Source organism: Kitasatospora sp. NPDC036993 (genome assembly GCF_055607525.1).
In genome coordinates this window covers 117,380-142,383 of sequence record NZ_JBVJRP010000008.1, presented here as the reverse complement: position 1 = coordinate 142,383, position 25,004 = coordinate 117,380, and the positions used below count along the sequence as shown (strand labels likewise).

General features: G+C 73.8%; 24 protein-coding genes. 14 read left to right on the top strand and 10 right to left on the bottom strand.

Features of this window, described 5'->3' with window-relative positions; all coding sequences use genetic code 11:
- Positions 1–489 precede the first annotated feature (489 nt).
- Together ACZ7C5_RS18785 and ACZ7C5_RS18780 are read right to left on the bottom strand one after the other, a co-directional pair.
- The gene (locus ACZ7C5_RS18785; RefSeq protein WP_470323007.1) at positions 490–1,524 is read right to left on the bottom strand and encodes a site-specific integrase; all 1,035 of its coding nucleotides are present in this window, start codon (positions 1,522–1,524) and stop codon (positions 490–492) included.
- Between the two features lie 459 nt (positions 1,525–1,983).
- Positions 1,984–2,937: a pirin family protein gene (locus ACZ7C5_RS18780; protein ID WP_470323006.1), complete on the bottom strand. Its 954-nt coding sequence runs from the start codon at positions 2,935–2,937 to the stop codon at positions 1,984–1,986.
- 108 nt (positions 2,938–3,045) lie between these two features.
- Here ACZ7C5_RS18780 and ACZ7C5_RS18775 point away from each other — a divergent pair, with 108 nt between their 5' ends.
- The 7 genes from ACZ7C5_RS18775 (at position 3,046) to ACZ7C5_RS18745 (ending at position 9,481) form a co-directional block, all read left to right on the top strand.
- Complete coding sequence (locus ACZ7C5_RS18775; protein ID WP_470323005.1) at positions 3,046–3,534, top strand: carboxymuconolactone decarboxylase family protein; 489 nt, start codon at positions 3,046–3,048, stop codon at positions 3,532–3,534.
- Positions 3,535–3,758: 224 nt separating this feature from the next.
- Positions 3,759–4,967, top strand: a complete 1,209-nt coding sequence (locus ACZ7C5_RS18770) for a serine hydrolase domain-containing protein (protein ID WP_401085972.1) — start codon at positions 3,759–3,761, stop codon at positions 4,965–4,967.
- 241 nt (positions 4,968–5,208) lie between these two features.
- Positions 5,209–6,006 carry a hypothetical protein gene (locus ACZ7C5_RS18765; RefSeq protein ID WP_401085970.1) on the top strand — a complete coding sequence of 266 codons (798 nt, stop codon included), beginning with the start codon at positions 5,209–5,211 and terminating at the stop codon, positions 6,004–6,006.
- Positions 6,007–6,106: 100 nt separating this feature from the next.
- Positions 6,107–6,682 (top strand): GNAT family N-acetyltransferase, encoded by a 576-nt coding sequence (locus ACZ7C5_RS18760; RefSeq protein ID WP_470323004.1) that lies wholly within the window; start codon positions 6,107–6,109, stop codon positions 6,680–6,682.
- The gene (locus tag ACZ7C5_RS18755; RefSeq protein ID WP_470323003.1) at positions 6,679–7,416 is read left to right on the top strand and encodes a leucine-rich repeat domain-containing protein; all 738 of its coding nucleotides are present in this window, start codon (positions 6,679–6,681) and stop codon (positions 7,414–7,416) included. Before ACZ7C5_RS18760 ends, ACZ7C5_RS18755 begins: the two co-directional genes overlap by 4 nt.
- Positions 7,417–7,661: 245 nt before the next feature.
- Positions 7,662–8,996, top strand: coding sequence for a threonine--tRNA ligase (thrS, locus tag ACZ7C5_RS18750; protein ID WP_470323002.1), 1,335 nt, complete (start codon positions 7,662–7,664; stop codon positions 8,994–8,996).
- A gap of 203 nt (positions 8,997–9,199) precedes the next feature.
- Positions 9,200–9,481, top strand: coding sequence for a hypothetical protein (locus ACZ7C5_RS18745; RefSeq protein ID WP_470323001.1), 282 nt, complete (start codon positions 9,200–9,202; stop codon positions 9,479–9,481).
- Positions 9,482–9,555: 74 nt separating this feature from the next.
- Here ACZ7C5_RS18745 and ACZ7C5_RS18740 read toward each other — a convergent pair whose 3' ends face one another.
- Positions 9,556–9,966: a VOC family protein gene (locus tag ACZ7C5_RS18740; protein WP_470323000.1), complete on the bottom strand. Its 411-nt coding sequence runs from the start codon at positions 9,964–9,966 to the stop codon at positions 9,556–9,558.
- A 90-nt stretch (positions 9,967–10,056) separates the two neighbouring features.
- Here ACZ7C5_RS18740 and ACZ7C5_RS18735 point away from each other — a divergent pair, with 90 nt between their 5' ends.
- Positions 10,057–10,533 (top strand): MarR family winged helix-turn-helix transcriptional regulator, encoded by a 477-nt coding sequence (locus tag ACZ7C5_RS18735; RefSeq protein ID WP_470322999.1) that lies wholly within the window; start codon positions 10,057–10,059, stop codon positions 10,531–10,533.
- A gap of 26 nt (positions 10,534–10,559) precedes the next feature.
- Here ACZ7C5_RS18735 and ACZ7C5_RS18730 read toward each other — a convergent pair whose 3' ends face one another.
- The gene (locus ACZ7C5_RS18730; protein WP_401085951.1) at positions 10,560–11,192 is read right to left on the bottom strand and encodes a C40 family peptidase; all 633 of its coding nucleotides are present in this window, start codon (positions 11,190–11,192) and stop codon (positions 10,560–10,562) included.
- Between the two features lie 230 nt (positions 11,193–11,422).
- Here ACZ7C5_RS18730 and ACZ7C5_RS18725 point away from each other — a divergent pair, with 230 nt between their 5' ends.
- Positions 11,423–11,836 carry a RidA family protein gene (locus tag ACZ7C5_RS18725; protein ID WP_401085948.1) on the top strand — a complete coding sequence of 138 codons (414 nt, stop codon included), beginning with the start codon at positions 11,423–11,425 and terminating at the stop codon, positions 11,834–11,836.
- 111 nt (positions 11,837–11,947) lie between these two features.
- On the opposite strand, the gene ACZ7C5_RS18720 is transcribed toward ACZ7C5_RS18725, so the two are convergent.
- From ACZ7C5_RS18720 to ACZ7C5_RS18705, 4 genes are read right to left on the bottom strand one after another with little or no spacing between them, the layout of a single operon-like run.
- Entirely contained in the window at positions 11,948–13,027 is a 1,080-nt protein-coding gene (locus ACZ7C5_RS18720) for a glycerate kinase (protein ID WP_470322998.1), read from the bottom strand.
- Entirely contained in the window at positions 13,024–13,845 is an 822-nt protein-coding gene (locus ACZ7C5_RS18715) for a sugar phosphate isomerase/epimerase family protein (protein ID WP_470322997.1), read from the bottom strand. The genes ACZ7C5_RS18720 and ACZ7C5_RS18715 overlap by 4 nt, the downstream gene beginning before the upstream one ends.
- Entirely contained in the window at positions 13,842–14,990 is a 1,149-nt protein-coding gene (locus ACZ7C5_RS18710; protein ID WP_401085942.1) for a dihydrodipicolinate synthase family protein, read from the bottom strand. Before ACZ7C5_RS18710 ends, ACZ7C5_RS18715 begins: the two co-directional genes overlap by 4 nt.
- The gene (locus ACZ7C5_RS18705) at positions 14,987–16,141 is read right to left on the bottom strand and encodes a Gfo/Idh/MocA family protein (protein ID WP_401085939.1); all 1,155 of its coding nucleotides are present in this window, start codon (positions 16,139–16,141) and stop codon (positions 14,987–14,989) included. Before ACZ7C5_RS18705 ends, ACZ7C5_RS18710 begins: the two co-directional genes overlap by 4 nt.
- Before the next feature lie 120 nt (positions 16,142–16,261).
- Between ACZ7C5_RS18705 and ACZ7C5_RS18700 the strand changes: the two genes are divergently transcribed.
- Together ACZ7C5_RS18700 and ACZ7C5_RS18695 are read left to right on the top strand one after the other, a co-directional pair.
- Positions 16,262–17,302, top strand: coding sequence for a LacI family DNA-binding transcriptional regulator (locus ACZ7C5_RS18700; protein WP_401085936.1), 1,041 nt, complete (start codon positions 16,262–16,264; stop codon positions 17,300–17,302).
- Positions 17,303–17,560: 258 nt separating this feature from the next.
- On the top strand, positions 17,561–18,619 hold the full coding sequence (locus ACZ7C5_RS18695) for a substrate-binding domain-containing protein (RefSeq protein WP_401085933.1): 1,059 nt from the start codon (positions 17,561–17,563) through the stop codon (positions 18,617–18,619).
- Between the two features lie 70 nt (positions 18,620–18,689).
- Here ACZ7C5_RS18695 and ACZ7C5_RS18690 read toward each other — a convergent pair whose 3' ends face one another.
- Both ACZ7C5_RS18690 and ACZ7C5_RS18685 read right to left on the bottom strand, forming a co-directional pair.
- The gene (locus ACZ7C5_RS18690) at positions 18,690–19,469 is read right to left on the bottom strand and encodes a sugar phosphate isomerase/epimerase family protein (protein WP_470322996.1); all 780 of its coding nucleotides are present in this window, start codon (positions 19,467–19,469) and stop codon (positions 18,690–18,692) included.
- A 5-nt stretch (positions 19,470–19,474) separates the two neighbouring features.
- Complete coding sequence (locus tag ACZ7C5_RS18685; RefSeq protein ID WP_470322995.1) at positions 19,475–21,415, bottom strand: DUF2264 domain-containing protein; 1,941 nt, start codon at positions 21,413–21,415, stop codon at positions 19,475–19,477.
- Positions 21,416–21,667: 252 nt separating this feature from the next.
- Here ACZ7C5_RS18685 and ACZ7C5_RS18680 point away from each other — a divergent pair, with 252 nt between their 5' ends.
- From ACZ7C5_RS18680 to ACZ7C5_RS18670, 3 genes are read left to right on the top strand one after another with little or no spacing between them, the layout of a single operon-like run.
- Positions 21,668–23,011 (top strand): ABC transporter substrate-binding protein, encoded by a 1,344-nt coding sequence (locus tag ACZ7C5_RS18680; protein ID WP_188301890.1) that lies wholly within the window; start codon positions 21,668–21,670, stop codon positions 23,009–23,011.
- A complete protein-coding gene (locus tag ACZ7C5_RS18675; protein ID WP_401085922.1) occupies positions 23,008–23,967 on the top strand; it encodes a carbohydrate ABC transporter permease in 960 nt (319 codons plus the stop codon). Before ACZ7C5_RS18680 ends, ACZ7C5_RS18675 begins: the two co-directional genes overlap by 4 nt.
- Complete coding sequence (locus tag ACZ7C5_RS18670; protein WP_401085919.1) at positions 23,964–24,893, top strand: carbohydrate ABC transporter permease; 930 nt, start codon at positions 23,964–23,966, stop codon at positions 24,891–24,893. Before ACZ7C5_RS18675 ends, ACZ7C5_RS18670 begins: the two co-directional genes overlap by 4 nt.
- Positions 24,894–25,004: the final 111 nt, after the last annotated feature.

Below are 25,004 nucleotides of genomic sequence, written 5' to 3'. Positions count from 1 at the left end.
CGTACGCTGTCCCATGAGCTTCCCTGAGCGTGTCCTCGCCATCCGCTTCTGAGCTGCGGCAGTCGGCAGCAGGGACCTGCTGAAGGGCCGACAGATTGCTGTTACTCGCGGTGACGAAGGTGGCTCCGGGGACTTGGGGACCAGGTTGGGTGAGCGCCCATGAGCGCCCGTGGGCGCTTTCGGACATCTATATACGAACTTGAACCTGACTGAGCATCGACCGGGTTCGGGATCCGTCAGCTCCCGCCGTCCATAGTGAGTCTCAGCTCTCTCCTGTTTCAGTGAAGTTGGGAAAAAGCCGAGGCCTCAAGGCCTCGGCTGTCGACAATAAGTGAACCCCTTGACTGGGGGTCAAGCGGGTTCTGGGGCGCTAGTTGTTGGGTCTCCGGACGTGGTCGATGGTCCACGCCACCGCCCAACCCGCCTCGGCGATCGGTCCGGCAACAAGGGCTCCATCCGCGCCCACTGCGCATTGGTCTATGACACACATCAACCAACGATCAGATGATCTATAGGAAGCGCCCGAGCCTGTGCCGTTGTCTCGGGGCTGGCGGCAGGTGTGGGGGTGCGGCGGAGGAAGGTCGCACCGTCGGGGTCGGCCGGTTCGATTTCGATGGCGCGGCGTAGTTGTTCCATGCGTTGGGGCAGGGGGTGCCAGCCGGGTTCTGTGGCCATCTCGGTGTTGAGGTCGTGGATCGCACGGGCGTAGGCGCGGGCCAGGCCGCGGAAGTGCAGGGGCAGGCCGGGGCGGGGGTGGCCGCTGGGGGCGATGCTCACCCACAGGGCGTCGGTGGTCTCGTTGCCCGGGCCGACGGGCTGGGTGGTGTCGCGTGCGACGAGGTGGCCGCGGACGGTGAGCCAGTGGCGCATCGCAGCCCGGGTGGGCCCGGACAGGGTGATTGTTTCGGTGGCGGGCGTGGTGTGCGGGTTGCGGTGCTGGGGGAGGCGGGTGAGGCGGATCGTGCCGCGGTGCAGGTCGACGTCGTCCGTGTGCAGGGCGCAGAGTTCGCCGGCGCGGCAGCCGGTGTCCAGCACGGTGCCGATGATGGCGAGGATCCGGCTGCGGGAGTCGGACCGGCCGGGGCGGGCCGAGTGTTCCAGGTGGTCGAGCAGGATGCTGCGCGGGCGGGCGGCGACCACGGGCCGGAGCTCGACCTTCGGCGGGTTGCGCTCCGGGAGGGTGACGGCGATGCCGGCCCGGGTGCCGAGGATGCGGAGGCAGTCCTCCCGGACGCGCATGGACGCGGGTGAGGTTTGGCCCGGTCGTGCGGCGGGCTTGCGCCGCAGTCGGCCCCGCTCGGCGGCGGCGAGGTAGTCGGTGAGGGTGTCCGGCGCCAAGAGCTGGGCGAGTGAGCCGGCGGCCGTGGGCAATATCGCGCCCCGCTCCAGGGCGGTGCGCAGTTCGCCGGCGACCCAGCGCAGTTGCTTCGCCCGGGACATGCCGGTCGGAGGTTCGCAGGCACGCTCGACGAGGGCGTCCAGCGCCTCGACCGAAGGTGCTGCTGTCGTCGGGGCGTCAGCCATGAGGTCACCCTAGCGCCGGGTCGGGGCGGGCCGACGGGCTCTTGCCGGGGGAGTGAGCTCGGAACGACCCGCAGGAGGCCTCGGGCCTAATAACTGGCCTGAAGCAAGATCGTCGGTGGCGGCGCGGGCGGCATGGTGGCCGTTCTCTCCGGCTTGCCCCGGTCCGGTGGTGGCCGTCCTTCGGCAACCGACGAGGGGGCGTGCCAGGGCATTCGTTGGTTCTCGCGGCGGCACCCGACGATGACTTCCCGGAATCCGGGAGCGTCCCGATCTGTTCTGATGGACCGTTGGCAAACTCGGCATTGGGTCAGCATTGGTCCTGTCGGACGCTGTCGCGGATGGTCGAACGGTGTCATGCGTCGAGTGCGGAAGCGAGTGCCGACAGGGGCCGCTTCGAGGTGAGCGCAGGGGCGGTGTGGTGGCCCGGGTCACCACACCCCCGAGCGTCTAACGTGCAGGTCAGCGCGCGTTTCCGCGCGGCTTGAGGGGGGTGCCGGGGAGCTCCGGGGCGGGGAGGCGGTCGCCGGGGTAGCCCTGGACGGCGCCGAAGCGGTCGGAGGCGGCCTGCCACTCCGCGCGGGCCCGGACGACGTCCTCGTGGGTGCGTCCGATGAAGTTCCACCACATGACGATCTGCTCCTCGAAGGGCGTGCCGCCGAGGAGGACGAGCCGGGCGTCGGTGCCGGCGGTGTTGGTGAGGGTGAGGGTGGTGCGGCCAGGGGCGAGATAGCCGAGTTCGGCGGGGCGCAGCGGGGTGCCGGCGAGGAGGACGTCGCCGCTGTCGACCAGCAGGCCGTGTTCGAAGGCGGGGTCGACGTCGAGGGTGATGGTGGCGTTCGGGCGCAGGAGGAGTTCGGCGCCGAGCAGCGGGGTGAAGGTGGGGACGGGGGAGGTGTCGCCGGCGAGGGTGCCGAGGAAGACCCGGGCCTCGCCGCCGTCGAGGGCGACCGGGGCGGGCGCGTGGTGGTGGAAGTCGCGTGCGGTGTGCCGGTGCTCCTCGGGCAGGGCGACCCACAGCTGGACCCCGTGCAGGACGGTGGTGGCCGGGGTGGAGACCTCGGAGTGGGCGATGCCGTGGCCGGAGGTCATCAGGTTGACCTCGCCCGGCCGGACGTGGGCGTGCACGCCGAGGCTGTCCCGGTGCTCGATCTCGCCGGTGAACAGCCAGCTCACGGTCTGCAGCCCGGTATGCGGGTGCGGGGCGACGTCCATGCCGCCGGTGCTCGTGACGTCGTCGGGCCCGTAGTGGTCGACGAAGCACCAGGCGCCGATCATGGTGCGGGAGCGCTGCGGCAGCGTACGGCGTACGGTCATCGCGCGCGGGCCGCCGAGCGGGACGTCCCTGGCGGGCAGGACCTCCACCCGCGGTTCGGCGGCGGGCGTCTCGGCGAGGCCGGTCTCGACGGTGCTCACGGTGGGTCCCTCCCAGGTGCCAGTTAGTTCTGGATTCAACTATCATGCCATGGCAGAGTGGCGGGTGACAGCAGGCCCGGCCCGAGTGATCAGACGGAGGAGTCCCAGGTGAGTGATGTGACGGTGGTCGCGACGGACCAGCGGGTGTTCATCGACAAGCGGACCCCCCGGGTGTACCAGGCGCTGCTGGCCGCGGCCGAGGCGGCGCGCGAGGCCGCGGCCGAGGCCGGGCTGGACCGCCGGCTGGTGGAACTGGTCAACCTGCGCGTGTCGCAGATCAACGGCTGCGCCTACTGCCTGCACGTGCACACCAGGGCCGCGATCCGCGAGGGCGAGACCAGTCAGCGCCTGGGCGTGCTCCCGGCCTGGCGCGACACCGAGGTGTTCAGCGACCGCGAGCGTGCCGCGCTCGGACTGGCCGAGGCGACCACCTCCCCGGCGGACGCGGCGCTCCAGGAGGCCGCGTACGGCGTGGCGCGCGAAGTGCTGAGCGACGGGGAGATCTCCGTCGTGGTGTGGGTGGCGATCGCCATCAACGCCTTCAACCGGGTGTCGATCCTGAGCAAGCACCCGGTCCGCCCGGCCCCGGGCCGGTAGCCGGAGGAGACGCCGTCCGGCGGCCGTGGGCGAAGGGGGCCGACAGTCGAGGGCGAAGGGGGCGGCGGTCGAAGCGACAAGCGGAGTCCTTTGTTCGGCGTACGCCCTCCGGTGGGTGACGGACCGTCGGCTCCTCCCAGCGGCTGATGACTGATCGCCGGGCGCCCGGGAGGCTTGGCGGCGAAGGCGGGGCGGTGCCCGCCGGGGGACTTGGGGAGATGATGATGCGTCGTACGGTTTCCGTGCTGGTGGGGGCGGCGGTCTGTCTGGCGCTGGCGGCGCCGGTGGCCGCGGCTGTGCCGGTCGTCACGGCTCAGTCGGCGGACGCGGCGAAGCCGGGGAAGGGCGACGATCGCCGGACGGCCGGTCTGCGGGCGATCACCGCGGCGGGCGCGGTCGCCGCGATCGCGGAGATCAAGGACGGGAAGGGCACCTGGCGCGGACGGTCGGGCGTCGCCGACCTGGCCACCAACGCGCCGGTCCGTACCGACGGGCGCTTCCGGGCCGGCAGCGTCACCAAGACGTTCACCGCCACCACCGTGCTCCAGCTGGTGGGGGAGCACCGGATCGGCCTGGACGACCCGGTCGAGCGCTACCTGCCCGGCCTCGTCCCGAACGGTGCGCGGATCACCGTCCGCCAGCTGCTCAACCACAGCTCCGGCCTCTGGGACGCGACCAACGAGAAGGGCGGCCTCTTCCCCGACCAGCAGGACCCGGCGGCGATCCGGAACTGGCTGGACCAGGGCGGCATGACCCGCACCATCACCCCGGCCCAGGTGGTGGCCGCCTCGGTGGCGCACGCGCCCAACTTCCCGCCGGGCAGCACGTTCGGCTACTCCAACGTCAACTACACGCTGCTCGGCATGATCATCGAGAAGGTCACCGGGCACGGCTACGCGCAGGAGATCACCGCGCGCATCCTGCGCCCGCTCGGCCTGGAGTCGACGTACTTCCCGGGCACCGCGACCGGCATTCGCGGCCGGCACGCGCACGGCTACCTGACGGTGGTCGAGGGCCCGGGGCCGCAGGACGTCAGCGACCGGGACGTCACCGAGGCCAGCGTCTCCTGGGCGAACTCCGCGGGCGAGCTGATCTCGACCCTGAGTGACCTGAACCGCTTCGAACAGGCCCTGCTGGGTGGCAGGCTGCTCAAGCCGGAGCTGCTGCGGGAGATGACCACGACGATCCCCATCGAGGTCAACGGGCAGCCGACGGGCCTGAGTTACGGGCTGGGCCTGGCCAAGGGGCAGCTGTCCTGCGGCCCGATCGTCGGGCACGACGGCGGGGTGTCCGGCTACGCCACGCAGCTGTGGAGCTCGGGTGACCGACAGGTCGCGATATCCGTCACCATGCGCGGCACGCCGCAGGAGATGGGTGCGCAGATCGGGGCGGAGGGGGCCTTCCTGGAGGCGACCTTCTGTGGTGACCGGTGACCGGTGACCGGTGACCGCGACGCCGGTGATCGGTGCCGGTGACCCGTGATCGGTGCCGGACCGCTTGAGAACCGGGCCGAGGGGCCGGTCGCGGCACCGGGCCGTTGACCAGCTGAGCTGAGCTGCGCCGTCCCCGGACCGGCGCAGCTCGGCGGCGCCCGGGTGCCCGGATGCGGCCCGGCGCCGAGCACCCGACCGAAAACCTGTGGCACCGGTCTCGCCCGGTGGTGATACTGCACCGGTGAACACCTCGGGGCTGGAGCCCGTACTGGACCCGCGTTCCTGGGGCGTCGCCCCCGACTTTCCCGGTATGCAGGACGTGATCGCCGGATTGCAGCTGCCCGCCGGGGCGTCGATGGCCGTCATGAGCGCGCTGGAGACCTCCCGGGAGCTCATCCGGTACTCCTACCAGCGGTACGAGTTCGCCACCGTGGCCGTCACCCACGCGCTGTACGCCCTGGAGCAGGTCCTCGCCGAGCGGCTGGCCGTCGATGCGCCGACGGGGGAACTGATCGGGCGGGCCGTCACCCGTGGGATCCTCGACGGCGGGGTGGCCGCCGAACTCGACCGCGGTCTGTGGCTCCGTGACAAGGTCGCGCGCGGCACGGTGACGAGCGGTGCCATCAGTCCGGAGCGGGCCGTCCAGCTGACCCGTGCCGTCTTCGACGCCGTGGCCGCGCTCCTCGGCCCGCCTCCGATGGCGGACCTGACAGCCGAGGAGGCGAGCGGGGTGCCGGCACCGGACCGGCTCGCCCGGCTGTGGGAGGAATGCCGGGCGGCGAGGTTCCCGGAGAGCTTCGTCGGGGAGAACATCGCGGAGATGCCGCTGATCGTCGCGGACTCCAACATCGCGGGCCTCATCCATCAGGAGCTGGACGGCGGGCTCGACGACAGCGGCGTCGCCGTCCTCTGGGCGGCCATTGCCTACCTCGACAGGGTCGTGCCCCTGATCAACGAGGAGTACTGCGCCGCCTACTTCGCCAGGCTCCGGACGGTGGCCAAGCTCGCGGCGGAGCGCTACCTGCCGCCCGCGACCTGAGGGCCGGGGAGGGGGCGTGGTGCCCGAGTTCCGTCCGGCGGCCCCGGCTGCGTACGGTGATCAGGAGACGGCCTACGGAGACGGGGAAGGGGCGCGCGGCATGGCGGAAACGGAACGGGGCGCGGAGGCGGTGCTGACCACCGAGCGGCTGGTGGTGCGGCACTGGACCACGGCTGACCAGGCTCGCGCCTTCGACCTCTACTCCCCCTGGGAGGTGGCCCGCTGGCTCGGCCGGACACCGAAGGCCATGACCGATCCCGAGGAGGCCGGGGCCTTCATCGAGCGCTGCCGGAAGCGCTCCGCGGACCCCCGCTACGGCGCCTGGGCGATCGAGCGACGCGACACCGGCACGATCGCCGGAACGATCCTGCTGGTGCCACTGCCGTACGGGGACGGCGACGGGGACGGTGAGAGGGACGGCGAGATCGAGATCGGCTGGCACCTCCACCCCGACAGCTGGGGCCAGGGCATCGCCACCGAAGCCGCGCGGGCCGTCCTGGCCAAGGGCTTCGCGGACGGCCTGACGGAGATCCTGGCCGTGCTGCACCCCGACAACACCCGGTCGGCGGCGGTCTGCCGGCGCCTCGGGATGACCTGCACCGGGCTGACCGACCGGTGGTACGGCCGCCGGCTGACCGAGTACCGCATCGGCCGGGACGAGGTGGAGGCGCGGTGACGGCGGACGTGACGCTCAACCTCTGGCGGCAGCCGCTCGACGCGGTCCCGGCCGGGGTATGGGACCGCACGGAGCTGACCGTGCTCATCCTCGCGGACACCGGCATCCGTGAACTCCCTCCCGGCATCGGCCGGTTGACGAGCCTGCGGACCCTCGACCTGGGGCACAACCGGCTCGCCGAACTGCCCGCCGAGCTCTTCGGCCTCACCGGGCTCGGCGACTTCCTCTACCTGCACGACAACGAGCTGACCGCCCTGCCCGAGGCGCTCGGGCGGCTCACCGCGCTGCGCTACCTCAACGTGGGCGGGAATCGGATCGGTGAACTTCCCGAGGCCATCGGATCGTTGACCTCGCTGGTCGAGCTGCGCGCGCAGCACAACCGGCTCACCGCCCTGCCGGATTCGATCAGCGGGCTCGGCGCGTCGCTGCGCGAACTGTGGCTGCGCGGAAACGAGTTGACCGGCCTGCCGGACTCCGTCGGACGGCTCGGCGAGCTGCGCGAGCTGGAGCTCAGGGAGAACGCCCTCACCGAACTCCCCGCCGCGCTCGCCGGGCTTCCCCGGCTGCGCCGCCTCGACCTTCGTGGCAACCGGATCGCGGAACTGCCCGACTGGCTGGCCGATCCGGGCACGCTGCCCGCGCTGGAGAAGCTGGACCTGCGGTGGAACGAGGTGCGTCCTTCCGCAGGGCTGCTGACGGCACTGGCCGCGCGCGGGTGCGTCACGCTGTTCTGAACCGGCCGCCGGTCCGTCGCCCTCCTGGGGGCCGCGCGCCGGGCCCCGGTCCGGAAAGGATCAACGCCTCCACCGCGGAACTGCTACCGTGGAACGCATGAAGCGCGCTGCACTCGCCACGACGACGCCGGAGAGAGTCCCGGCGCGCTGACTGCTGACCTAGTCCGAAGCCCCGGGGCGAGTGCCCCGGGGCTTCGCCGTTTCCCGGACCCACTCGCCCGCAGACCCGAGTGGAGACCGCCCTCATGCCCGACCAGCCCTCGAACGTCCGCCCGGCGCAGGACCGCCCGGTGAACGACTGCCCCGCGAACGACCACGCCGCACAGGACAGCCCCGCGAACGACCACGCCGCGCCCGACCACCGCAGGCTCGGCCGCGAACTCGACCTCTTCGACACCGACCCGCTGATGGGCTCCGGCCTGCCGTACTGGCTCCCCGACGGCGCCGCGATCCGGCACTCCCTGGAGGAGTTCATCCGCGGCCGCGAGCGCCGGGCCGGCTACCGCCACGTCTACTCCCCGGTGCTCGGCAAGCGCGAGCTGTACGAGATCTCCGGCCACTGGGCGCACTACCGCGAGGACATGTTCCCGCCCATGGAGCTCGGCTCCGAGGAGATGGTGCTGCGCCCCAGCCTCTGTCCGCACCACGCGCTGATCTACCGCTCCCGCCCCCACAGCTACCGGGAACTGCCCCTGAGGATGGCCGAGTTGGGCGGCATGTACCGCTCCGAACTGTCCGGGGTGCTGGGCGGGCTGACCAGGGTCCGGGCGATCCAGCTGAACGACGCCCACGTGTTCTGCACCCCGGAGCAGGCGGCCGACGAGGCCGTCGCCGCCCTGGAGCTGATCCGCGAGGCGCACCGGGTGCTCGGCGTCGTACCCGTCCGCTACCGTCTCTCGCTGCCCGGCGCCGGCGGCAAGTACGTGGCCGACCCGGCTCTCTGGGAGCGCGCGGTCGCGCTGCTCACCGAGGTGCTGGAACGCTCCGGGGTGCCGTTCGAGGCGGCGGAGGGCGAGGCCGCGTTCTACGGTCCCAAGATCGACGTGCAGATCGCCGACGGCGCCGGGCGCGAGTTCACCCTCTCCACCGTGCAGATCGACTTCCACCAGCCGGAGCGGTTCAACCTGCACTACATCGGCGCGGACGGCGCCAGGCACCGCCCGGTGATGGTTCACCGCAGCGTGATCGGCAGCGTCGAGCGGGTGGTCGCCCACCTGATCGAGCTGTACGGCGGCGCGTTCCCGGCCTGGCTGGCGCCCGTCCAGGTGGTGCTGCTGCCGGTCTCCGACGCGGAAGTGCCGCAGGCCGAACGGTTCCGGCAGCGCTGCCTGGACCTCGGACTGCGCGCCGAGGTCGCCGGGCCCGAGCACGGCAGCCTCGGTGCCCGCGTCCGCGAGGCCAGGCTGGTGCCGTACCAGGCGGTGATCGGGGCCAGGGAGGCCGTGGACGACCGGGTCGCGCTGCGCCTGCGGGACGGCCGCCGGCTGGAGCCGCTGCCGGCCGAGGAGGCGTGGGCGCGGATCGGCGCGCTGGTGGCGGCGTGCGAGGCGGAGCTGTGGGCGGAGGCCGCCGGGCGCTGAACCGGTGGCGGCGCTCCCGCGCGGGGCGGGTCGCCACTGTACGGACGACCCGCTGCGGGGCCGGCCGCCGCGCCGGTGGCGTACGTACGACTAGTGCGGAGCGCGGAGTGTCGCCCGGCCCGTGGGCGCCGGCCGCCCGTCGAATGGGCCGGGCGGCCGAGTCCGCGCGCCGCCGCTGTCCCCACCCGTACGGAGGTACCCCGATGCGCATCCCACGCGGCCTCGCCGCTCCCGCTCTGGCCGGCTGTCTCGCCCTCGCCGGGGCGGTGACCGTCACCCCGGCGGCCTCGGCCTCCGCCGCCGAGCTCCGTCCGCTGCCCGTCCCCGCCGTCCAGTACTGCGCCGCCGTGCTCGGGCACGTCCCGGGGGCCGACGCCGCCTCGCAGACCCTCGGGCGGGCCTGTTCCCCGGACTTCGGGGCCGCCGTGCTTGCCCGGGGCGAGGGCGGGTTCGGTGCCTTCGGGCCCTCGTCTCCGGAGGGGTGACCGGGCGGGCGTCCCGTGCTGCTCGCCTGACGGCGCGCGGCGCACACGGCACGAGCCCGTGCGGCGCGCGCCGGTCAGTAGGACTGGAGCTCGACCAGGTGGCCGTCCGGGTCGCGCAGATGGGCGCTGCGCAGGTTGGGGCCCCACTCCGGGCGGTCGGCCGCCGGTGCCGCCAGGGTGCCGCCGTGGCGCAGGCAGAGGCCGAGGGCGGCGTCCACGTCGTCCACCCGGAAGACCAGCATCGCGGTGTCCTGCGCGGGTGCGGCGGGGCGGACGGGCAGCCCGGTGGTGCCGAGGGTGGCGGCCATCGCCGAGCGGTCGTAGAGGACCAGGAGGGTCTGGTCGGCGACGTCCCAGTTGGCGTACGGGCCTTCGGGAGTGCCCTTGACCAGGGCGGCGCCGGTGAGCGGCGGGAGTATCGCGCGGTAGAAGCCGAAGCACTCGGCGAAGCGGGTGACGAGCAGACGGGGGTACAGGGCGTCCACGGGCGAACTCCTGGCAGGGGGGCGGGTCTTCGGCCGGTTTCGAATTGATGGGTCGAAACCCACTATAGGGAGATTCCCTAGACTGCCGCCATGGCCTCCGAGAACCCGCACCCCGCAGACGGACTCCCGCCGACCCTGCTGGACCTCAGCACCTACCTGCTCTCCCGGGTCGGCAGGGCGGCGCGCGGCCGGCTCGCCGAACGACTGGCCGAACGCGGCCTGCGGCTCTGGGACATGGCGGTGCTGGCCGCGCTCGCCGACTTCGGCCCGCAGGCCCAGCGGGACCTGGTGCGGCGCCTCGCCATCGACCCGAGCGACCTGGCCAAGGTCGCCGACCGGCTCGCCGCCGCCGGGTACGTCGAACGGGCCAGGGACCGGGCCGACCGGCGGCGGGTCTCGGTCTCCGTCACCGACGACGGACGGGCGCTGCTGGCCGAACTGGACGCGCTGGCGCGGGCGGTGCAGGACGAGGTGCTCGCGCCGCTGGACGCGGGGCAGCGGCAGGCGCTTCAGGAACTGCTGATGCTGGTGCACCACGGGACGGGGGAGCGGCGCGGCGGCGTGTGACGGGAGGGGCCGACGCGGGCGGCGGGTCAGGTCGCGGGCGGGCCCGGGCGGCGGGCACCGGCGAACTCGCCCGCCCAGCGCGGGATGTCGAGCACGTTCTCGACCCGGGCGACCAGCGTGCCGGTGCGCTCGGCGTGGATCATCGCGCCCTCGCCGGCGTAGACGCCGACGTGGTGCAGGGGTGCGTCGGGGCGGGAGAAGAACAGCAGGTCGCCCGGGGCGAGCGCGTCGCGCTCCACGGGGGCGCTGAGGTTGAACTGGGCGACGGTGTAGTGCCCGAGCTCGACGGTGCCGTGGCTGGCTCGGTACCAGCAGTAGAGCGACAGGCCGCTGCAGTCGAAGCCGACCGTCTTCTCGCCCATGCACACGCCGTTCAGCCAGCCGTTCTCCTCGTCGCAGAAGCCGAGGCCCGCACCCAGCCGGTCCCCGCCGCCCCAGGCGTACGGCACGCCGATCTGGCTCGCGGCCACCTCGGCGGCCCGGCGGCCCAGTGCGGCGGCCGGCAGCACCCGGGCCGTCCCGGTGCCGGGCGAGGGGTCGGAGGCCGCCTGGGCGGCGGAGCCGAGTGCCGGGACGAGGCCCGCCCCGAGCGCGAGGCCGAGCATGCGGCGCCGGCGGACTCCGGAGGACTGGTCGGGGCCGTGCGGTCGGGATTCCATGGCGGTGCCTCCAGATGGCGGTGGCGGTGCGGCGGCGGTGCGGGCGGTGGTGCGTGGATCCGCACCAGGATTCCGCGCCGGCGGGCGGGTCCGCCATCACCCGCAACGGTGAATCGTGAATCCAGGAACCTTGAAACGGAGGGGAGTTCGCCGGTAAATGGTTTGACGGTCGTTCAGGAGAGGCCAACGATGGGCGCGAACGTTCGGCCGGGACCGTCGGAGGAGACCACATGAGCAGCGCCGTCAAGCTGATCCGCAGCACGCGTCTGACCAAGGCGGTGGACTACGCCTACGCGGCCGAGGTCGACGCCCCCGCCCGCTCGCTCTGGCTGGCCGGCGCCTGCCCGCTCGACGAGGAGGGCAGGACGGTCGCGGTCGGCGACCACGAGGCCCAGGCCCACCAGGTGATGCGGAACCTGATAGCCGTGCTGGAGGACAGCGGGGCGGCCCTCACCGACATCGCCAGGACCACCGTCTACGTGGCCTCCGGTGACCAGGCGGACCTGGTGAAGGTGTGGAACGTCTACCGCTCCTACATGGGGGAGCACGACGCCCCGAGCACCCTGCTCGGCGTCTCGGTGCTCGGGTACCACGACCAGTTGGTGGAGGTGGAGGCCGTGGCCGTGCTGCCCGAGCGGGTCTGACCGGACGGGCTGCCCGTCCCCGGCTCCGTCCCCGGCCGTCCCTGGCCGACCTCGGTCCTCCCGGTGCCGTCCTGCGCGGCCGGCGGTCCGGCCGCGCAGGACGACGAGGGTTCAGCCCTCCGCCACCTCGTGCGCGAGGCGGGCGCCGGCGCGGAACAGCCACGTCCCGGCGTGTTCCCGGGCGGAGGCCGGGTCGCCCGCGAGCGCGCTGAGGGTCAGGGCCCGGTCGTCGGCCGACTCGCCCGCGACGATCCTGGCGGGGACACCGGCACGGGCGGCACGGGCGAGGACCTCGCCGACCGCCTTGCCGCGCAGGCTGGTGGCGTCGTACCGGCCCTCACCGGTGATCACCAGCTGCGCCGTGGCGATGTCCCGGTCGAGGCGGAGGAGTTCGGCGACGGCGGCGGCGCCGGGGCGGATGACGGCGCCCCACGCGGCCGCGAGGCCGTAGGCGGTGCCGCCCGCCGCCCCGGTGCCGGGCAGGGCCGGGTCCGCGCCGAGGAGCGCGGCGAGCCGGGAGAGGCCCCGGTCGAGCAGGGCGACCTCGTCCGGGCCCGCGCCCTTCTGCGGGCCGTAGACGGCGGCGGCGCCGTCCGGGCCGAGCAGCGGATCGGTGACGTCGGTGAGGAGCACCACGCCCTCGGGCGGTGCCGGGCGCAGGGCCGTCGCGTCGACCCGGTGGGCCCGTACCAGCGCCCCGCCGCCGTCGGGGAGTTCCCGGCCCTGTACGTCGGTCAGCCGCAGGCCGAGCGCCGCGAGCAGACCGGCGCCGCCGTCGGTGGAGGCGGAGCCGCCGAGGGCGACCGCCAGCCGGCGGGCCCCCGCGTCGAGGGCCGCCGCGACCGTCTCGCCGGTGCCCCGCGTGGTCGCGGTGAGCGGTGCGGGGCGCGACATCAGGGGCAGTCCGCCGGCGACGGCGAGTTCCACCAGCGCGGTGCCGTCGGGCAGGAGGGCGTACCGCCCGGTGACCGGCCGCCCGTCGGGGCCGGTGCAGCCGGGGACGTCGTGCTCGGTGGTGCCGGGCAGGGCGGCCGCGACGGCGGCGATGGTGCCCTCGCCGCCGTCGGCCATCGGACGCTCGATCAGCTCGTCGTCCGGCCGCACCGAGCGCCAGCCGTCGGCCAGCGCCCGGGCGGCGTCCGTCGCCGTGACCGTCCCCTTGAAGGAGTCCGGCGCGAGGACGACCCTCATGCGCTCTCCACGTGGGCCCGGTGGCGCTCGACCACCGTCGCGAGGGTCCGCGCCCCGGGGGCGTCCCAGATCTCCCGGTTGAAGATCTCGGTCTCGATCCAGCCGGTGTAGCCGGCGGCCGTGACCATCTCCGTCAGCGCCCCGAAGTCGATGCACCCGTCTCCCACGTGGCCCCGGCCGAGCAGGACGTCGGCGGGCAGCGGCAGCGTCCAGTCGCAGACCTGGTAGGAGGCGATCCGGGCGCCCGCGCGGGCGATCTGCGCGGCGAGGTCCGGATCCCACCACACGTGGTAGCTGTCGACGACGACGCCGACCTGCCCGACGGGGTGGGGCTCGGCCAGGTCGAGGGCCTGGCCGAGGGTGGAGACCACGGCCCGGTCGGCGCAGAACATCGGGTGCAGCGGTTCGATCGCCAGCCGCACGCCCAGGTCACCGGCGTACGGGGCGAGCTCGGCCAGCCGGTCGGCGACCCGCTCCCGCGCCCCGGCCAGGTCGCGGCTGCCCTCGGGGACGCCGCCGACGACCATCACCAGGGTGTCGGTGCCCAGTTCGGCCGCGTCCTCCAGCGCGCGGAGGTTGTCGGCGAGCGCCGCCCGGTGGGCGTCCGGGCCCTCGGCGGTGAGGAATCCGCCCCGGCACAGGCTGCTGACGGCCAGTCCCGCCTCGCGGACCAGCTTGGCCGCGACCCCGACGCCGACCTCCTCGACCTTGTCGCGCCAGAGCCCGATCGCGGGGACGCCGGCCTCCGCGCAGCCGCGCACCGCCTCCGGCAGGCTCCAGCCCTTGGTGGTGATCTGGTTCAGCGAGATCCGGTTCACGCCTCCACCCCCGCCACCGCGAGGAACTGCCGCATCCGGTGCGCCGCCAGCTCCGGGTCCGGCAGCACCCCGGCGGCGTCCGCCAGCCGGAACAGCTCCACCAGGTGGACGACGGAACGGCCGCTCTGTGCCCCGCCGACCATGGTGAAGTGGCTCTGGTGGCCTGCCAGCCAGGCGAGGAAGACGACGCCCGTCTTGTAGTGGTACGTCGGCGCCGCGAACAGGTGGCGGGCCAGCGGGAGGGTGGGGGCGAGCAGCGCGTCGTACCGGTCGGTGTCCCCGGCGTCCAGGGCGTGCAGCGCGGCGGCGGCGCGGGTGGCGATCGGGTCGAAGACGCCCAGCAGCGCGTGGCTGTGGCCGAGCGCGTCGCCGCGGATGAGCTCCGGGTAGTTGAAGTCGTCGCCGGTGTAGAGCCGGACGCCCTCGGGCAGGGCGCGGCGCAGGGCGACCTCCCGGTCGGCGTCGAGCAGGGATACCTTGATGCCGTCGATGCCGGCGCGGTGCTCCCGGATCAGCGCGAGCACCGTCGCGGTGGCCGCGTCCAGGTCGGCGGAGCCCCAGTAGCCGGACAGCGCCGGGTCGAACATCTCGCCGAGCCAGTGCAGGACCACCGGCCGGCCGGCCTGGGCGATCAGCCGGCCGTAGACCCGGAGGTAGTCCTCGGGCCCGCGGGCCTGCGCGGCGAGTGCGCGGCTGGCCATCAGGACGGGCTGCGCACCGGCCTCCTCGACCACCGCGAGCTGCTCCTCGTAGGCGGCCGTGATCCCGGCGAGGTCCGTGGCCGGGCCGGTGAGCTGGTCCGTGCCGACGCCGCAGGCGAGGAGACCGCCGACGGCGCGGGCCTCCGCGCCGGAGCGGACGATCAGCTCCCGGGTGGCGGCCCAGTCCAGGCCCATGCCGCGCTGGGCGGTGTCCATGGCGTCGGCGACGCCGAGGCCGAGGGACCACAGGTAGCGGCGGAAGGCGAGGGTGGCGTCCCAGTCGACGGCCGCCGGGGCGCCGGGGGCGTTGCCGCCGAGCGGGTCGGCGACGACGTGCGCGGCGGCGAAGGCCGTCCGGCTCCTGGGCGGGTGCGCCGGGATCTCCAGCGGCTCGGGGGCGGCCAGCCGGTGCCGGCCGTGGCCGGGAAGGTTCAGCTCGGTCATCGGATCTCCAGCTCGGGGACGTCCAGACGGCGGCCCTCGCGGGCGGAGCGCAGGCCGAGTTCGGCCAGCTGGACGCCCTTGGCGCCCTCCAGCAGGTCCCAGGTGTACGGGGAGCCGGTGACGACGTGCCGCAGGAAGAGCTCCCACTGCGCCTTGAAGCCGTTGTCGAACTCGCCGTTGTCCGGGACCTGCTGCCACTGCTCGCGGAACCGCTCGGTGGCCGGCAGGTCCGGGTTCCACACGGGCTTCGGGGTGGTGGCCCGGTGCTGGATCCGGCAGTTGCGCAGCCCGGCGACCGCGCTGCCCTCGGTGCCGTCGACCTGGAACTCCACCAGCTCGTCCCGGTCGACCCGGACGGCCCAGGAGGAGTTGATCTGGGCGGTGATCCCGCCCTCCAGCTCGAAGACGCCGTAGGCGGCGTCGTCGGCGGTCGCCGGGTAGCCGCGGCCCTGCTCGTCGACCCGCTCGGGGATGTGGGTGGCGCTGTGCGCGTACACCGAGCGGACGGGCGCGATGATCTGGTCCAGCACGTACCGCCAGTGCGGGAACATGTCGAGGATCATGCCGCCGCCGTCCTGCGCGCGGTAGTTCCAGGAGGGGCGCTGCGCGTCCTGCCAGTCGCCCTCGAACACCCAGTAGCCGAACTCGCCGCGCACCGACAGGATGCGGCCGAAGAAGCCGCCGTCCACCAGCCGCTTGAGCTTGAGCAGGCCGGGCAGGAAGAGCTTGTCCTGCACCGCGCCGTTGCACACCCCGGCCTCGCGGGCCAGCCGGGCCAGTTCGAGCGCGGCGTCGAGGGACTCGGCGGTGGGCTTCTCGGTGTAGACGTGCTTGCCGGCCGCGATGGCGGTGCGCAGGGCCTGCTCGCGGGCCGGGGTGACCTGGGCGTCGAAGTAGATCTCGGCGAGCGGGTGGGCCAGCGCCTCGTCCAGCGAGGTCGTCCAGTGGGTCAGCCCGTGGCGGTCCGCCAGGTCCTGGAGCTTGCGGGCGTCGCGGCCGACCAGGATCGGCTCGGGCCACAGCGTGTCGCCGCCCTCCAGGGGGAGTCCGCCCTGCTCGCGGATGGCCAGGATCGAGCGCACCAGGTGCTGGCGGTAGCCCATTCGTCCGGTGACGCCGTTCATCACGACGCCGATCACTCTCTGAGTCATGCGTGGTCCTCCGGGTCCGGTGCGGTCAGTGGGAAAGCAGTGGGAAAGCGCTTTCCGAGAGGTTAGGGAGATATGCTGCGCACGTCAACGCAGGTGCCGGGGAAAGCGGGGAATCGGTCGATGGGTGTCACCCTCAGTGAGGTCGCCCGTCACGCCGGGGTCTCGCTCGCGACGGCCTCCCGCGCCCTCAACGGCTCGGCCCGGACGGTCGGCGAGGCGCTGGCCGCGAAGGTCAGGGCGAGTGCCGACGCCCTCGGGTACCTGCCGAACGCCCCCGCCCAGGCGCTCGCCCGCGCCGCCACGGCCAACGTCGGCGTGCTGCTGCACGACGTGGCCGACCCGTACTTCGCGGCCATCGCCCGCGGTGTCTCCGACGCCGCCGGGCAGGCCGGGCTGCTCCCGCTGGTGATCAACACGGACGGGGAGCCGGAGACGCAGGTACGGGGCATCCGGATGCTGCACGGTCAGCGCGTGCGGGCCATCGTCCTGGCCGGGTCCGCCCACACCGACCCGGCCGCCGTCCTCGCCGTCGACGCGGCGCTCGCCGACTACCGGGCGGACGGCGGGCTGATCGCGACCATCACCGACCACGGCCCCGCCTACGACGCCGTCCTGCCGGACAACCGCGGGGGCGCGGCCGACCTGACCCGGGCCCTGCTGGGCCTGGGGCACCGCGAGTTCGCCGTGATCACCGGGCCGGAGCGGCTGCGCGTCCCGATGGACCGGCTCGCCGGGGTGCGCGAGGCGCTCGCCGAGGCGGGCATCGAACCGGCCGAAGGGGCCGTCCAGCACGTGGAGTTCACCCGCGACGGGGGGCGCGAGGCGGTGCGGCGGCTACTCGACCGCCCGCAGGACGAGTGGCCGACCGCCGTGCTGGCGCTGTCCGACGTCTGCGCGGTCGGCGTGCTCGGCGAACTCCGGGTGCGGGGGATCGACGTGCCCGGCGTGATGTCGGTGGCCGGCTTCGACGACATCCCGTTCGCCGCCGACGTGGCACCGGCGCTTTCGACGGTGCGGATGCCGCTGGAACGGCTCGGCGCGGGAGCCGTCACCCTGGCGCTGGAGTCCGGCGGGGGCGGTGGACGGCCGGTCCGGCTGGCCCTGCCGACCCGGGTCGTGTTGCGGGGGAGTACCGCGGCGCCGGCCCCGCGGACCCGGTGAACGGGGGAGCACAGGCCGGCGGTGCGGTGGTGCCGGACGTCCGGTGAACCGGCGGTCCGTGGTTCGGCGGTCCGTCCGTCCGGCGGTGCGGCGGGGTTTCCGCAGGCCGGGAACGCGGGAGGACCTGACCGGATGATCGGGTGACCGGTACGGTGGTTCTGATCGACTCAGCACATCTGTGTTCGTTCGATCGTATTTCGATTGAACGATGTAGATTGATCAGTTGCCGTGCGGCACCGGGCACGCAGGAGGGAAGCCATGACCATCACGGCAGAGGAACGTCGGTCCCGGATCCTGGAGGTCGTCCGTGACCTCAGGACGGTTCGGGTGGTGGACCTCGCCACCCGGATGGGCCTCTCGGCCGTCACCGTCCGCCGCGACGTGGCGGCGCTCGCCGACGACGGGCTGCTGCACCGCTCGCACGGCTCCGTCTCGCTGCCGCGTGCCAAGTCCGCCGCGGCCGGGGGCACCGACCGGGTCCTGGGCATGCTCGTCCCCACCGTCGGTTCGTACTTCGACGAGGTGATCGGCGGTGCCCGCGCGGCCGCCGCGGCCGCCGGTGCGCGCCTGGTGCTCGCGATCGCCCCGTACGAGTCCGACAACGACCGCGCCCAGGTCGGACAGCTGCTCGACTCGGGGGTGGACGGTCTGCTCCTGACCCCCAACTGGCGCCCGGCCGGCGGCGAGGACGGCCCGTGGACCGGTGGGCTCCCGGTGCCCGCCGTGCTCGTCGAGCGCCGCCCGCCCGCCGACGGCGAGGGCGCGCTGCTGGACTCCGTCGGCTCGGACCACCGGCACGGCGTGCTGCTCGCCCTGCGCCACCTGGTCTCGCTGGGGCACGGCTCGGTGCTGCTGGCCGCCCGCGAGGACACCTGGACGGCGCACCGGGTCCGGACCGGCTACGCCGAGGGGACGGCGCTGCTCGGGCTGGAACCGCAGCCGGTGATCGACATCCGCCGCCCCGGCGTCGACTCCGAGGCCGTCGCCGAGCGGATCGCCGAGGCCGCAGCCCGGGGCGTGCGGGCCGTCCTGGTCCACAACGACCAGGATGCCATCCAGCTTCCGCCGCTGCTGCGGGCGCGGGGCCTCCAGGTGCCGGACGACGTGGCGCTGATCGCGTACGACGACGTGTTCGCGGCCCTCGCCGCGCCGCCGCTGACGGCCGTCGCCCCGCCGAAGCGGGCCGTGGGCGCGGCCGCCGTGGAGCTGCTGCTGCGCCGTCTGGACCGCGGCGGCTCGCTGCCCGTGCACCGTCTCGAACTGCTGCCCTCGCTGGAGATCCGCACCTCGTGCGGGGGCGCGGGCGAGGCCGGCTGAGGCACGGGCGGACGGCGCCCAGGGGCGTCAGGCCCGCCCGCGCCCCTGAGCAGTCCGCCCCGCCCCGGCCTCAGGCCGCGAGCCGGGCGAGGTAGGCCGCGCCGGGGCCCAGCAGCCCGGGCAGCGGGGCGGCGGCGGGGTGCCAGGGCGCCTCGTACTCCCAGGACACCCAGCAGTCCGCCGGCAGGGCGCGTACGCACGCGGCGATCGGCAGCACGCCCGCCCCGAGCGCGAGCGGCGTGAGGTCGTCCTCGCCCGCGATGTCCTTGACCTGGACGTAGCCGAGGTGGGGCGCGAGCGCGGCCAGGGTCTCCGCCGGGCGCTCGCCGGCCAGGTGGGTGTGCATCAGGTCCCACAGCGCGCCGACGGCCGGATCGCCGACGAGGCCGAGCACGCGCGCCACGTCCCGCCCCGAGCGGTGCGAGTCGTGGGTCTCCAACAGGATGCGGACGCCGAGCGAGCGGGCGGTGCCGGCCGCCGCGGCCAGCCGCCGTGCGGCCCGCCGGTCGGCGGCGCCCGTCGCGGACTCCGCGCCGTGCGGGAAGACGCGCAGGTGGCGCGCCCCGAGGTCGGCGGCCAGCCGCAGGTGGTCGGTCAGGGCGGCGGCCAGCCGGTCGTCGTCGCCGGGCGCGGCGACCCCGAGATAGGAAGCGACGGCGAGCGGGGTGATCCCGTGGGTGGCGAACTCCCTTCGGGCGCTGCGCAGTTCGCCGGCCGTCATGGCGGGGTGCACCGGTTCGCCGGGCGCGCACCGCAGTTCGAGTCCCTGCCAGTGGTGCTCGGCCGCCAGCCGGAGCACCTCGGCGAGCGGGAGGCCCGGCAGGCCGAGGGTGGAGAGGGCGGGTCGCATGCTGGTCAGTCCTCCCGGTGGACGGTGACGGAGCCGGTGGCGAGCAGGGCGGTGTGCCGCCCGCCGTCCGGCCAGCGGACGTGGAGGCGGTGGCCCTCGGGCACCCGCTCGGTCCGGACCTCGACGGCCGTGAGGGGCGGGTGCGCCTGGCCCCGGGCGAGCCGCGCGGTGCTGACGAACAGCGTGGCCGTGCCGGTGGTCCGCCCGGTGACGCGGGGCACCGCGCCGACGGCGCCGAACGCGGTGCCCGCGGGCAGCGGGTCGGTGGCGGCCGTGCTGAAGCCGTCCGCGCGGCGCAGCAGCGAGACGAGCCGCCCGCCGTCGGGACCGGTGGCGGTGGCGGTGGCGAGCGGTCCGGCCACGGAGGTCTCGACGCGGTCGCTCGCCACCGCCCACCCGCTGTGCCGGACCTCGGTTCCGGGTTCGGCCCCGGTGACCAGGTGGGCGCGCACCTCCTCGGCCCCGGCGGCGAGGACGAGCGAGGTCACGACGACCCCGGGGAGTTCCGCGCCGCCCGTCCGGGGCCGGTGTTCGGAGGCGGCCCAGCCGTCGCCGGCGCCGAGCGGCCGGATCGGGCCGCGCTCGGTGAGCGCGCCGCCGACCACCAGCCCGAGGTGGTTGTCCGGCGGACCGTCCAGCACCGGCCCGGTCGCGGTGGAGTGGGCGAGGCGTGCGTAGAGCGGGTCGTCGGGCAGCACCTCGTCCGCGGGCTGGTCGTCGCTGCCGTGGTTGTGCAGCCGGACGAGGCCGTCGGCGGCGGTGGACTGGATCAGCCAGCCGGGGCGGGGGAGCGGTCGGACGGCGTCGCCGAGTTCGGCGGGCCCGGGCTCCTCGGTGGCCGTCCACACCGGGTGGTCCGGCGGGAGCAGCAGTCCGAGGAACCCCTTGCTCGCCCAGTACGGCGAGGCGGGGCCCGAGTACGGCTGCACCATCGGCGGGTACGGCCCGTGCCAGCCGGAGGTGAGCAGGCCCTCGGCGTCGAGCGCGCCGCGGTCGAGGAAGTACCGCAGGGCACCGGAGGCGAGGCGGCGGGTGGTGCCCGCGGCCAGCGGGGTGTGCCCGGACAGCGCCCCGGCCCACAGCGGGGCCGCGGCGGCGAAGCGGTAGGTGAGCGAGCGGCCCTGGTGGACGGGGGCGCCGTCGGCGCCGAAGGTGTGCGCGCAGGCGTCGAGGTGGGCGGCGAGCCGGCCGCCGTACAGGTCGAGCAGTCGCCGGTCGCCGCCCAGGTGGGCGTGGAGGACGGGGTAGAGGTGGAAGGCCCAGCCGTTGTAGTGGTCGAAGGCGCGCGGGCGCCCGTCGGTGTACCAGCCGTCGCCCCGGTACCAGGACTCGATCCTCGCGAGGCCGCGCTCCACGGCCTGCTCCGCGGCCGCGTCGTCGATGCCCGCCTCGGAGAGGAAGCCGCCGACGGTCAGCGGGAAGAGCCACCAGTTGTTGTCCACCGGGGCCCGGTGGAGGGCGCCGGCCAGCCAGGCGCCGGCCCGTTCGCGCACGTCGTGGTCCAGCCGGTCCCAGAGCCAGGGGCGGGTGATCCGCAGGCCCAGAGCGATCGAGGCGGCCTCGACCATGGCCTGGCCCCGGTCGGTGATCACCGGCCAGGAGGCGGGGTCGGCGTCGGTGAGGGCGCGTTCGGCGGTCGGGCGGCGGGTGCCGGCGGCGAGCCCCTCCGCGTAGGCGGGGAGCAGTCCGTGGGGGTCGTCGCCGCCGGCGCCCGCGACGCGGAAGGCGGCCAGCAGGAAGGTCCTGGCGTACCCCTCCAGTCCGTCCGAGCGGGGGCCCGACCAGCTGGGGCGGTCGCCCGGCAGCCCGATCAGCGCGTGTCCGGGGCCCGCGTGGCGGCGGACGGCGGCCAGCAGGCCGTCGGCGGCGGCCTCCCAGTGGGCCCTGGTCCAGCCGGTGAAGGGGCTGAGCCTGCGGTCTTCGGGCGGTAGCTCGATCGGGGGCATGCGGGGCTCCTCGGCCGGGTCGGGTGGACCGGATCCGGGAACAACCCCAGATCGATCGTCCATCGTATTGATCAAATGATCCACGCGGACGGGGGTGAACATCACGGAAAGGGTGCATTCCCGTAAAGAAGCCTGAACGTTGCCGGGTATGTCAGATCGAAGAGGATCATTTGATCAGAAAGGCTTGACTTCGATCGGAGCGCGGTCCCAGGATGGCCACACCCCTCGCACCCCTCCGACAGGAGACGAGCCATGCCCACCACCCCCACCCCGGTCCGCAGAGCCCCCCGTCTGGCCGCGGCCCTCGTCGCGTCCGCCCTCTGCGTGACGTCCCTCGCGGCCTGCGGCAGCGGTTCGTCGAGCGGTTCGTCGAGCGGTGGCTCCGACGACGGCAAGCCCACCACCCTCACCTTCTGGGGCTGGGCCAAGGGCACCAAGGAGGTCGTGGCCGCCTTCAACGCCTCCCACCCGGACATCCAGGTGACGTACGAGGAGATCCCCGCCGGGGTCGCCGGCGGCTACGCGAAGATCTCCAACGCGGTCAAGGCGGGCAACGCGCCCGACGTGTTCAACGTCGAGTACTCGCAGCTGCCGGACTTCGTCAGCCAGGGGGCCGTCCAGGACCTCGGCAAGTTCGTCACGGACGACGTCAAGTCCAAGTACCTGAACCAGGCCCTGGACCTGACCACCCTCGGCGGCAGCACCTGGGCCCTGCCGCTGGACGCCTCCCCGCAGGCCTTCTACTACCGCAAGGACCTCCTCGACCAGGCCGGCGTCACCGCGCCGAAGACCTGGGACGAGTTCCGCACCGCCGCCCAGAAGCTGAAGGAGGCCAAGCCGGACGCCCGGATCGCCACCTTCTTCCCCGACGACCCGACCACCTTCGAGGCCATGGCCTGGCAGGCCGACGCCCACTGGTTCAAGAGCTCGGGCGACTCCTGGAAGGTCGACGCCACCGGCGCGGAGACCAAGAAGGTCAGCGACTACTGGCAGCAGCTGATCAACGACGACCTCGTCCGGGTCATGCCGTCCTTCAGCCAGCAGTGGACGGCCTCCCTCCAGAAGGGCGAGACGGCCGGCTACCTCGGCGCCTCCTGGGGCGGCGGAGTGCTCAAGGGCACCGTCCCCGACGCCTCCGGCAAGTGGGCCGTCGCCCCCGTCCCCACCTGGGACGGCACCCCCGCCAGCGGCATGGTCGGCGGCACCACCTTCGCGGTCTCCAAGAACAGCAAGAAGGCCAAGGCCGCGGTGGAGTTCGCCACCTGGGCCACCACCACGCCCGAGGGCTTCAGCGCCCGCATCGCCTCCGGCACCTCCTCCGCCTACCCGGCCGCGCCGGCCCTGGTGCCCGTCGCCCAGGGCGCGTTCAAGACGGACTTCTACGGCGGCCAGGACGTCTACGCGATCTACGCCGACGCCGCCAAGTCCATCAAGCCCGGCTGGCAGTGGGGCCCGGCCATGGGCGCCACCAACACCTCCCTCAAGGACGCCTTCGGCAAGCTCACCCAGGGCGGCACCGTCCAGTCCTCCGTGGACGCCGCGCAGCAGGCCACCGTCGCCGAGCTGAAGAACCGCGGAATCAAGGTCGCCCAGTGACCACCGCTCCAACCGACCGCGCCGCCCGTACCGCGCCCGCCCGCCCCACCCGCGGGCGGCGCCGGTACGGACGGTACGGCGCGCCCGCCCTGCTCCTCGCGCCGTTCCTGATCCTCTTCACCGCCTGCACCCTCGTCCCGATCGGGTACGCCGTCCACCTCAGCCTCTACACGGAGCACCGCTCCGGCCTCGGCTTCGGCGGCATCGAGACGGTCTTCACCGGCCTCGGCAACTACACCCGCGCCCTCGGCGACCAGGCCTTCCGCGAGGGCTTCTGGACCACGGCGCTGTACTGCCTGCTGTACATCCCGCTGATGGTCGGCCTGTCCCTGACGTTCGCGCTGCTCCTGGACTCCACGCTGGCCCGCGCCCGGCGCTTCTTCCAACTCGCGCTGTTCCTGCCGCACGCGGTGCCCGGCATCATCGCCGCCCTGATCTGGATGTACCTGTACACCCCCGGCATCAGCCCGGTCATCGAGGCGCTGAACTCCGTCGGGAGCAGCCCCGACCTGCTGGGCAACCCACTGCCCGCGGTGGTCAACATCGCGCTCTGGGAGTGGGTCGGCTACAACACCGTCATCTTCTACGCCGCGCTCCAGGCCGTCCCGCGCGAGGTGCTGGAGGCCGCCGTCGTGGACGGCGCCGGCCCGCTGCGCACCGTCCTCAGCATCAAGATCCCGCTGATCCGCGCCTCGATCGTGATGGTCGGCCTGTTCACCGTGATCGGCTCCCTCCAGCTGTTCACCGAACCGATGATCCTGCACGGCGCCTCACCCGGCGTCGTCAGCACCTGGACTCCCAACATGTACGCCTACACCGCCGCCTTCGACCGCGGCGACTACGGCCTCGCCGCCGCCTCCTCGGTGCTGCTCGCCATCACCGCGGCCGTCCTGTCCTTCCTCGTCACCTGGGCGACCCGCACCCGCCCCGCCCGCCGCACGGAGGACCCGGCATGACCACCCTCGCCCCCGAACGCGACACCCCCGAACGCGACACCCGCAGGCGCCCGCGCGCGCCCAAGGCCGGCCGCGGCCGCGCCCCGCGCACGCCCTGGACGCTCTCCAAGGCCGCCGTCAACGGCGCCCTCGTGCTGGCCGCCGCCTACACGCTGCTGCCGCTCGGCTGGCTGCTCACCGCCGCCGCCAAGAACACCGGCGACCTCCTCGGCGGCCACGGCCTCACCCCGTCCAACTGGCACCTCGGCGACAACCTGCACGCCCTCGCCACCACCGGCGACGGCATCTACTTCCGCTGGTACCTCAACTCGCTGCTCTACGCGGGCATCGGGGCCGTGCTCTGCGCCCTCGTCTGCGTCTGCGCCGGCTACGCCTTCCACGTGTACGAGTTCCGGGGCAAGGAGAAGCTGTTCGGGCTGGTCCTGCTCGGCGTGCTGGTGCCGACCACGGCCCTGGCCCTGCCGATGTACCTGCTCGCCTCCGAACTCGGCCTCGCCAACACCTTCTGGGCGGTCTTCCTGCCCTCCCTGGTGAACCCCTTCGGGGTCTACCTCTCCCGGGTGTTCTGCGCCGGCTACATCCCCGGCGAGGTGCTGGAGGCCGCCCGCACGGACGGCGCGAGCGAGCTGCGCACCTTCTGGTCGATCGGGCTCAGGATGGTCATGCCCGGCTTCGTCACGGTGTTCCTCTTCCAGTTCACCGCGATCTGGAACAACTTCTTCCTGCCATTGGTGATGCTCTCCGACAACCGGCTCTTCCCGGTCAGCCTCGGCCTCTACTCGTGGAACACCCAGACCCACGCCTTCCCCGAGTTCTACCCGCTGGTCGTCACCGGGTCGCTGCTGGCCGTCGTGCCGCTGGTCGTCGCGTTCGTCGGCCTCCAGCGCCACTGGAAGGCCGGCCTGACCGCGGGAAGCGTCAAGTGACCCACCAGACAGCAGACTCCACGACCGCGCCGGAGAACCACGTGTCCAACCCGCCGAACCCGACCGCCGCGCACGGGAGTTCACCCGCCTCGCCGCGACGGCGCCCGCGCG

Bases quoted from the DNA above. Each gene is read 5' to 3' on its own strand.
- ACZ7C5_RS18785 (WP_470323007.1), bottom strand. From the start codon at position 1,524: ATGGCTGACGCCCCGACGACAGCAGCACCTTCGGTCGAGGCGCTGGAC.
- ACZ7C5_RS18770 (WP_401085972.1), top strand. From the start codon at position 3,759: ATGCGTCGTACGGTTTCCGTGCTGGTGGGGGCGGCGGTCTGTCTGGCG.
- ACZ7C5_RS18760 (WP_470323004.1), top strand. From the start codon at position 6,107: ATGGCGGAAACGGAACGGGGCGCGGAGGCGGTGCTGACCACCGAGCGG.
- thrS (WP_470323002.1), top strand. From the start codon at position 7,662: ATGCCCGACCAGCCCTCGAACGTCCGCCCGGCGCAGGACCGCCCGGTG.
- ACZ7C5_RS18745 (WP_470323001.1), top strand. From the start codon at position 9,200: ATGCGCATCCCACGCGGCCTCGCCGCTCCCGCTCTGGCCGGCTGTCTC.
- ACZ7C5_RS18735 (WP_470322999.1), top strand. From the start codon at position 10,057: ATGGCCTCCGAGAACCCGCACCCCGCAGACGGACTCCCGCCGACCCTG.
- ACZ7C5_RS18730 (WP_401085951.1), bottom strand. From the start codon at position 11,192: ATGGAATCCCGACCGCACGGCCCCGACCAGTCCTCCGGAGTCCGCCGG.
- ACZ7C5_RS18725 (WP_401085948.1), top strand. From the start codon at position 11,423: ATGAGCAGCGCCGTCAAGCTGATCCGCAGCACGCGTCTGACCAAGGCG.
- ACZ7C5_RS18720 (WP_470322998.1), bottom strand. From the start codon at position 13,027: ATGAGGGTCGTCCTCGCGCCGGACTCCTTCAAGGGGACGGTCACGGCG.
- ACZ7C5_RS18710 (WP_401085942.1), bottom strand. From the start codon at position 14,990: ATGACCGAGCTGAACCTTCCCGGCCACGGCCGGCACCGGCTGGCCGCC.
- ACZ7C5_RS18705 (WP_401085939.1), bottom strand. From the start codon at position 16,141: ATGACTCAGAGAGTGATCGGCGTCGTGATGAACGGCGTCACCGGACGA.
- ACZ7C5_RS18700 (WP_401085936.1), top strand. From the start codon at position 16,262: ATGGGTGTCACCCTCAGTGAGGTCGCCCGTCACGCCGGGGTCTCGCTC.
- ACZ7C5_RS18695 (WP_401085933.1), top strand. From the start codon at position 17,561: ATGACCATCACGGCAGAGGAACGTCGGTCCCGGATCCTGGAGGTCGTC.
- ACZ7C5_RS18690 (WP_470322996.1), bottom strand. From the start codon at position 19,469: ATGCGACCCGCCCTCTCCACCCTCGGCCTGCCGGGCCTCCCGCTCGCC.
- ACZ7C5_RS18685 (WP_470322995.1), bottom strand. From the start codon at position 21,415: ATGCCCCCGATCGAGCTACCGCCCGAAGACCGCAGGCTCAGCCCCTTC.
- ACZ7C5_RS18680 (WP_188301890.1), top strand. From the start codon at position 21,668: ATGCCCACCACCCCCACCCCGGTCCGCAGAGCCCCCCGTCTGGCCGCG.
- ACZ7C5_RS18670 (WP_401085919.1), top strand. From the start codon at position 23,964: ATGACCACCCTCGCCCCCGAACGCGACACCCCCGAACGCGACACCCGC.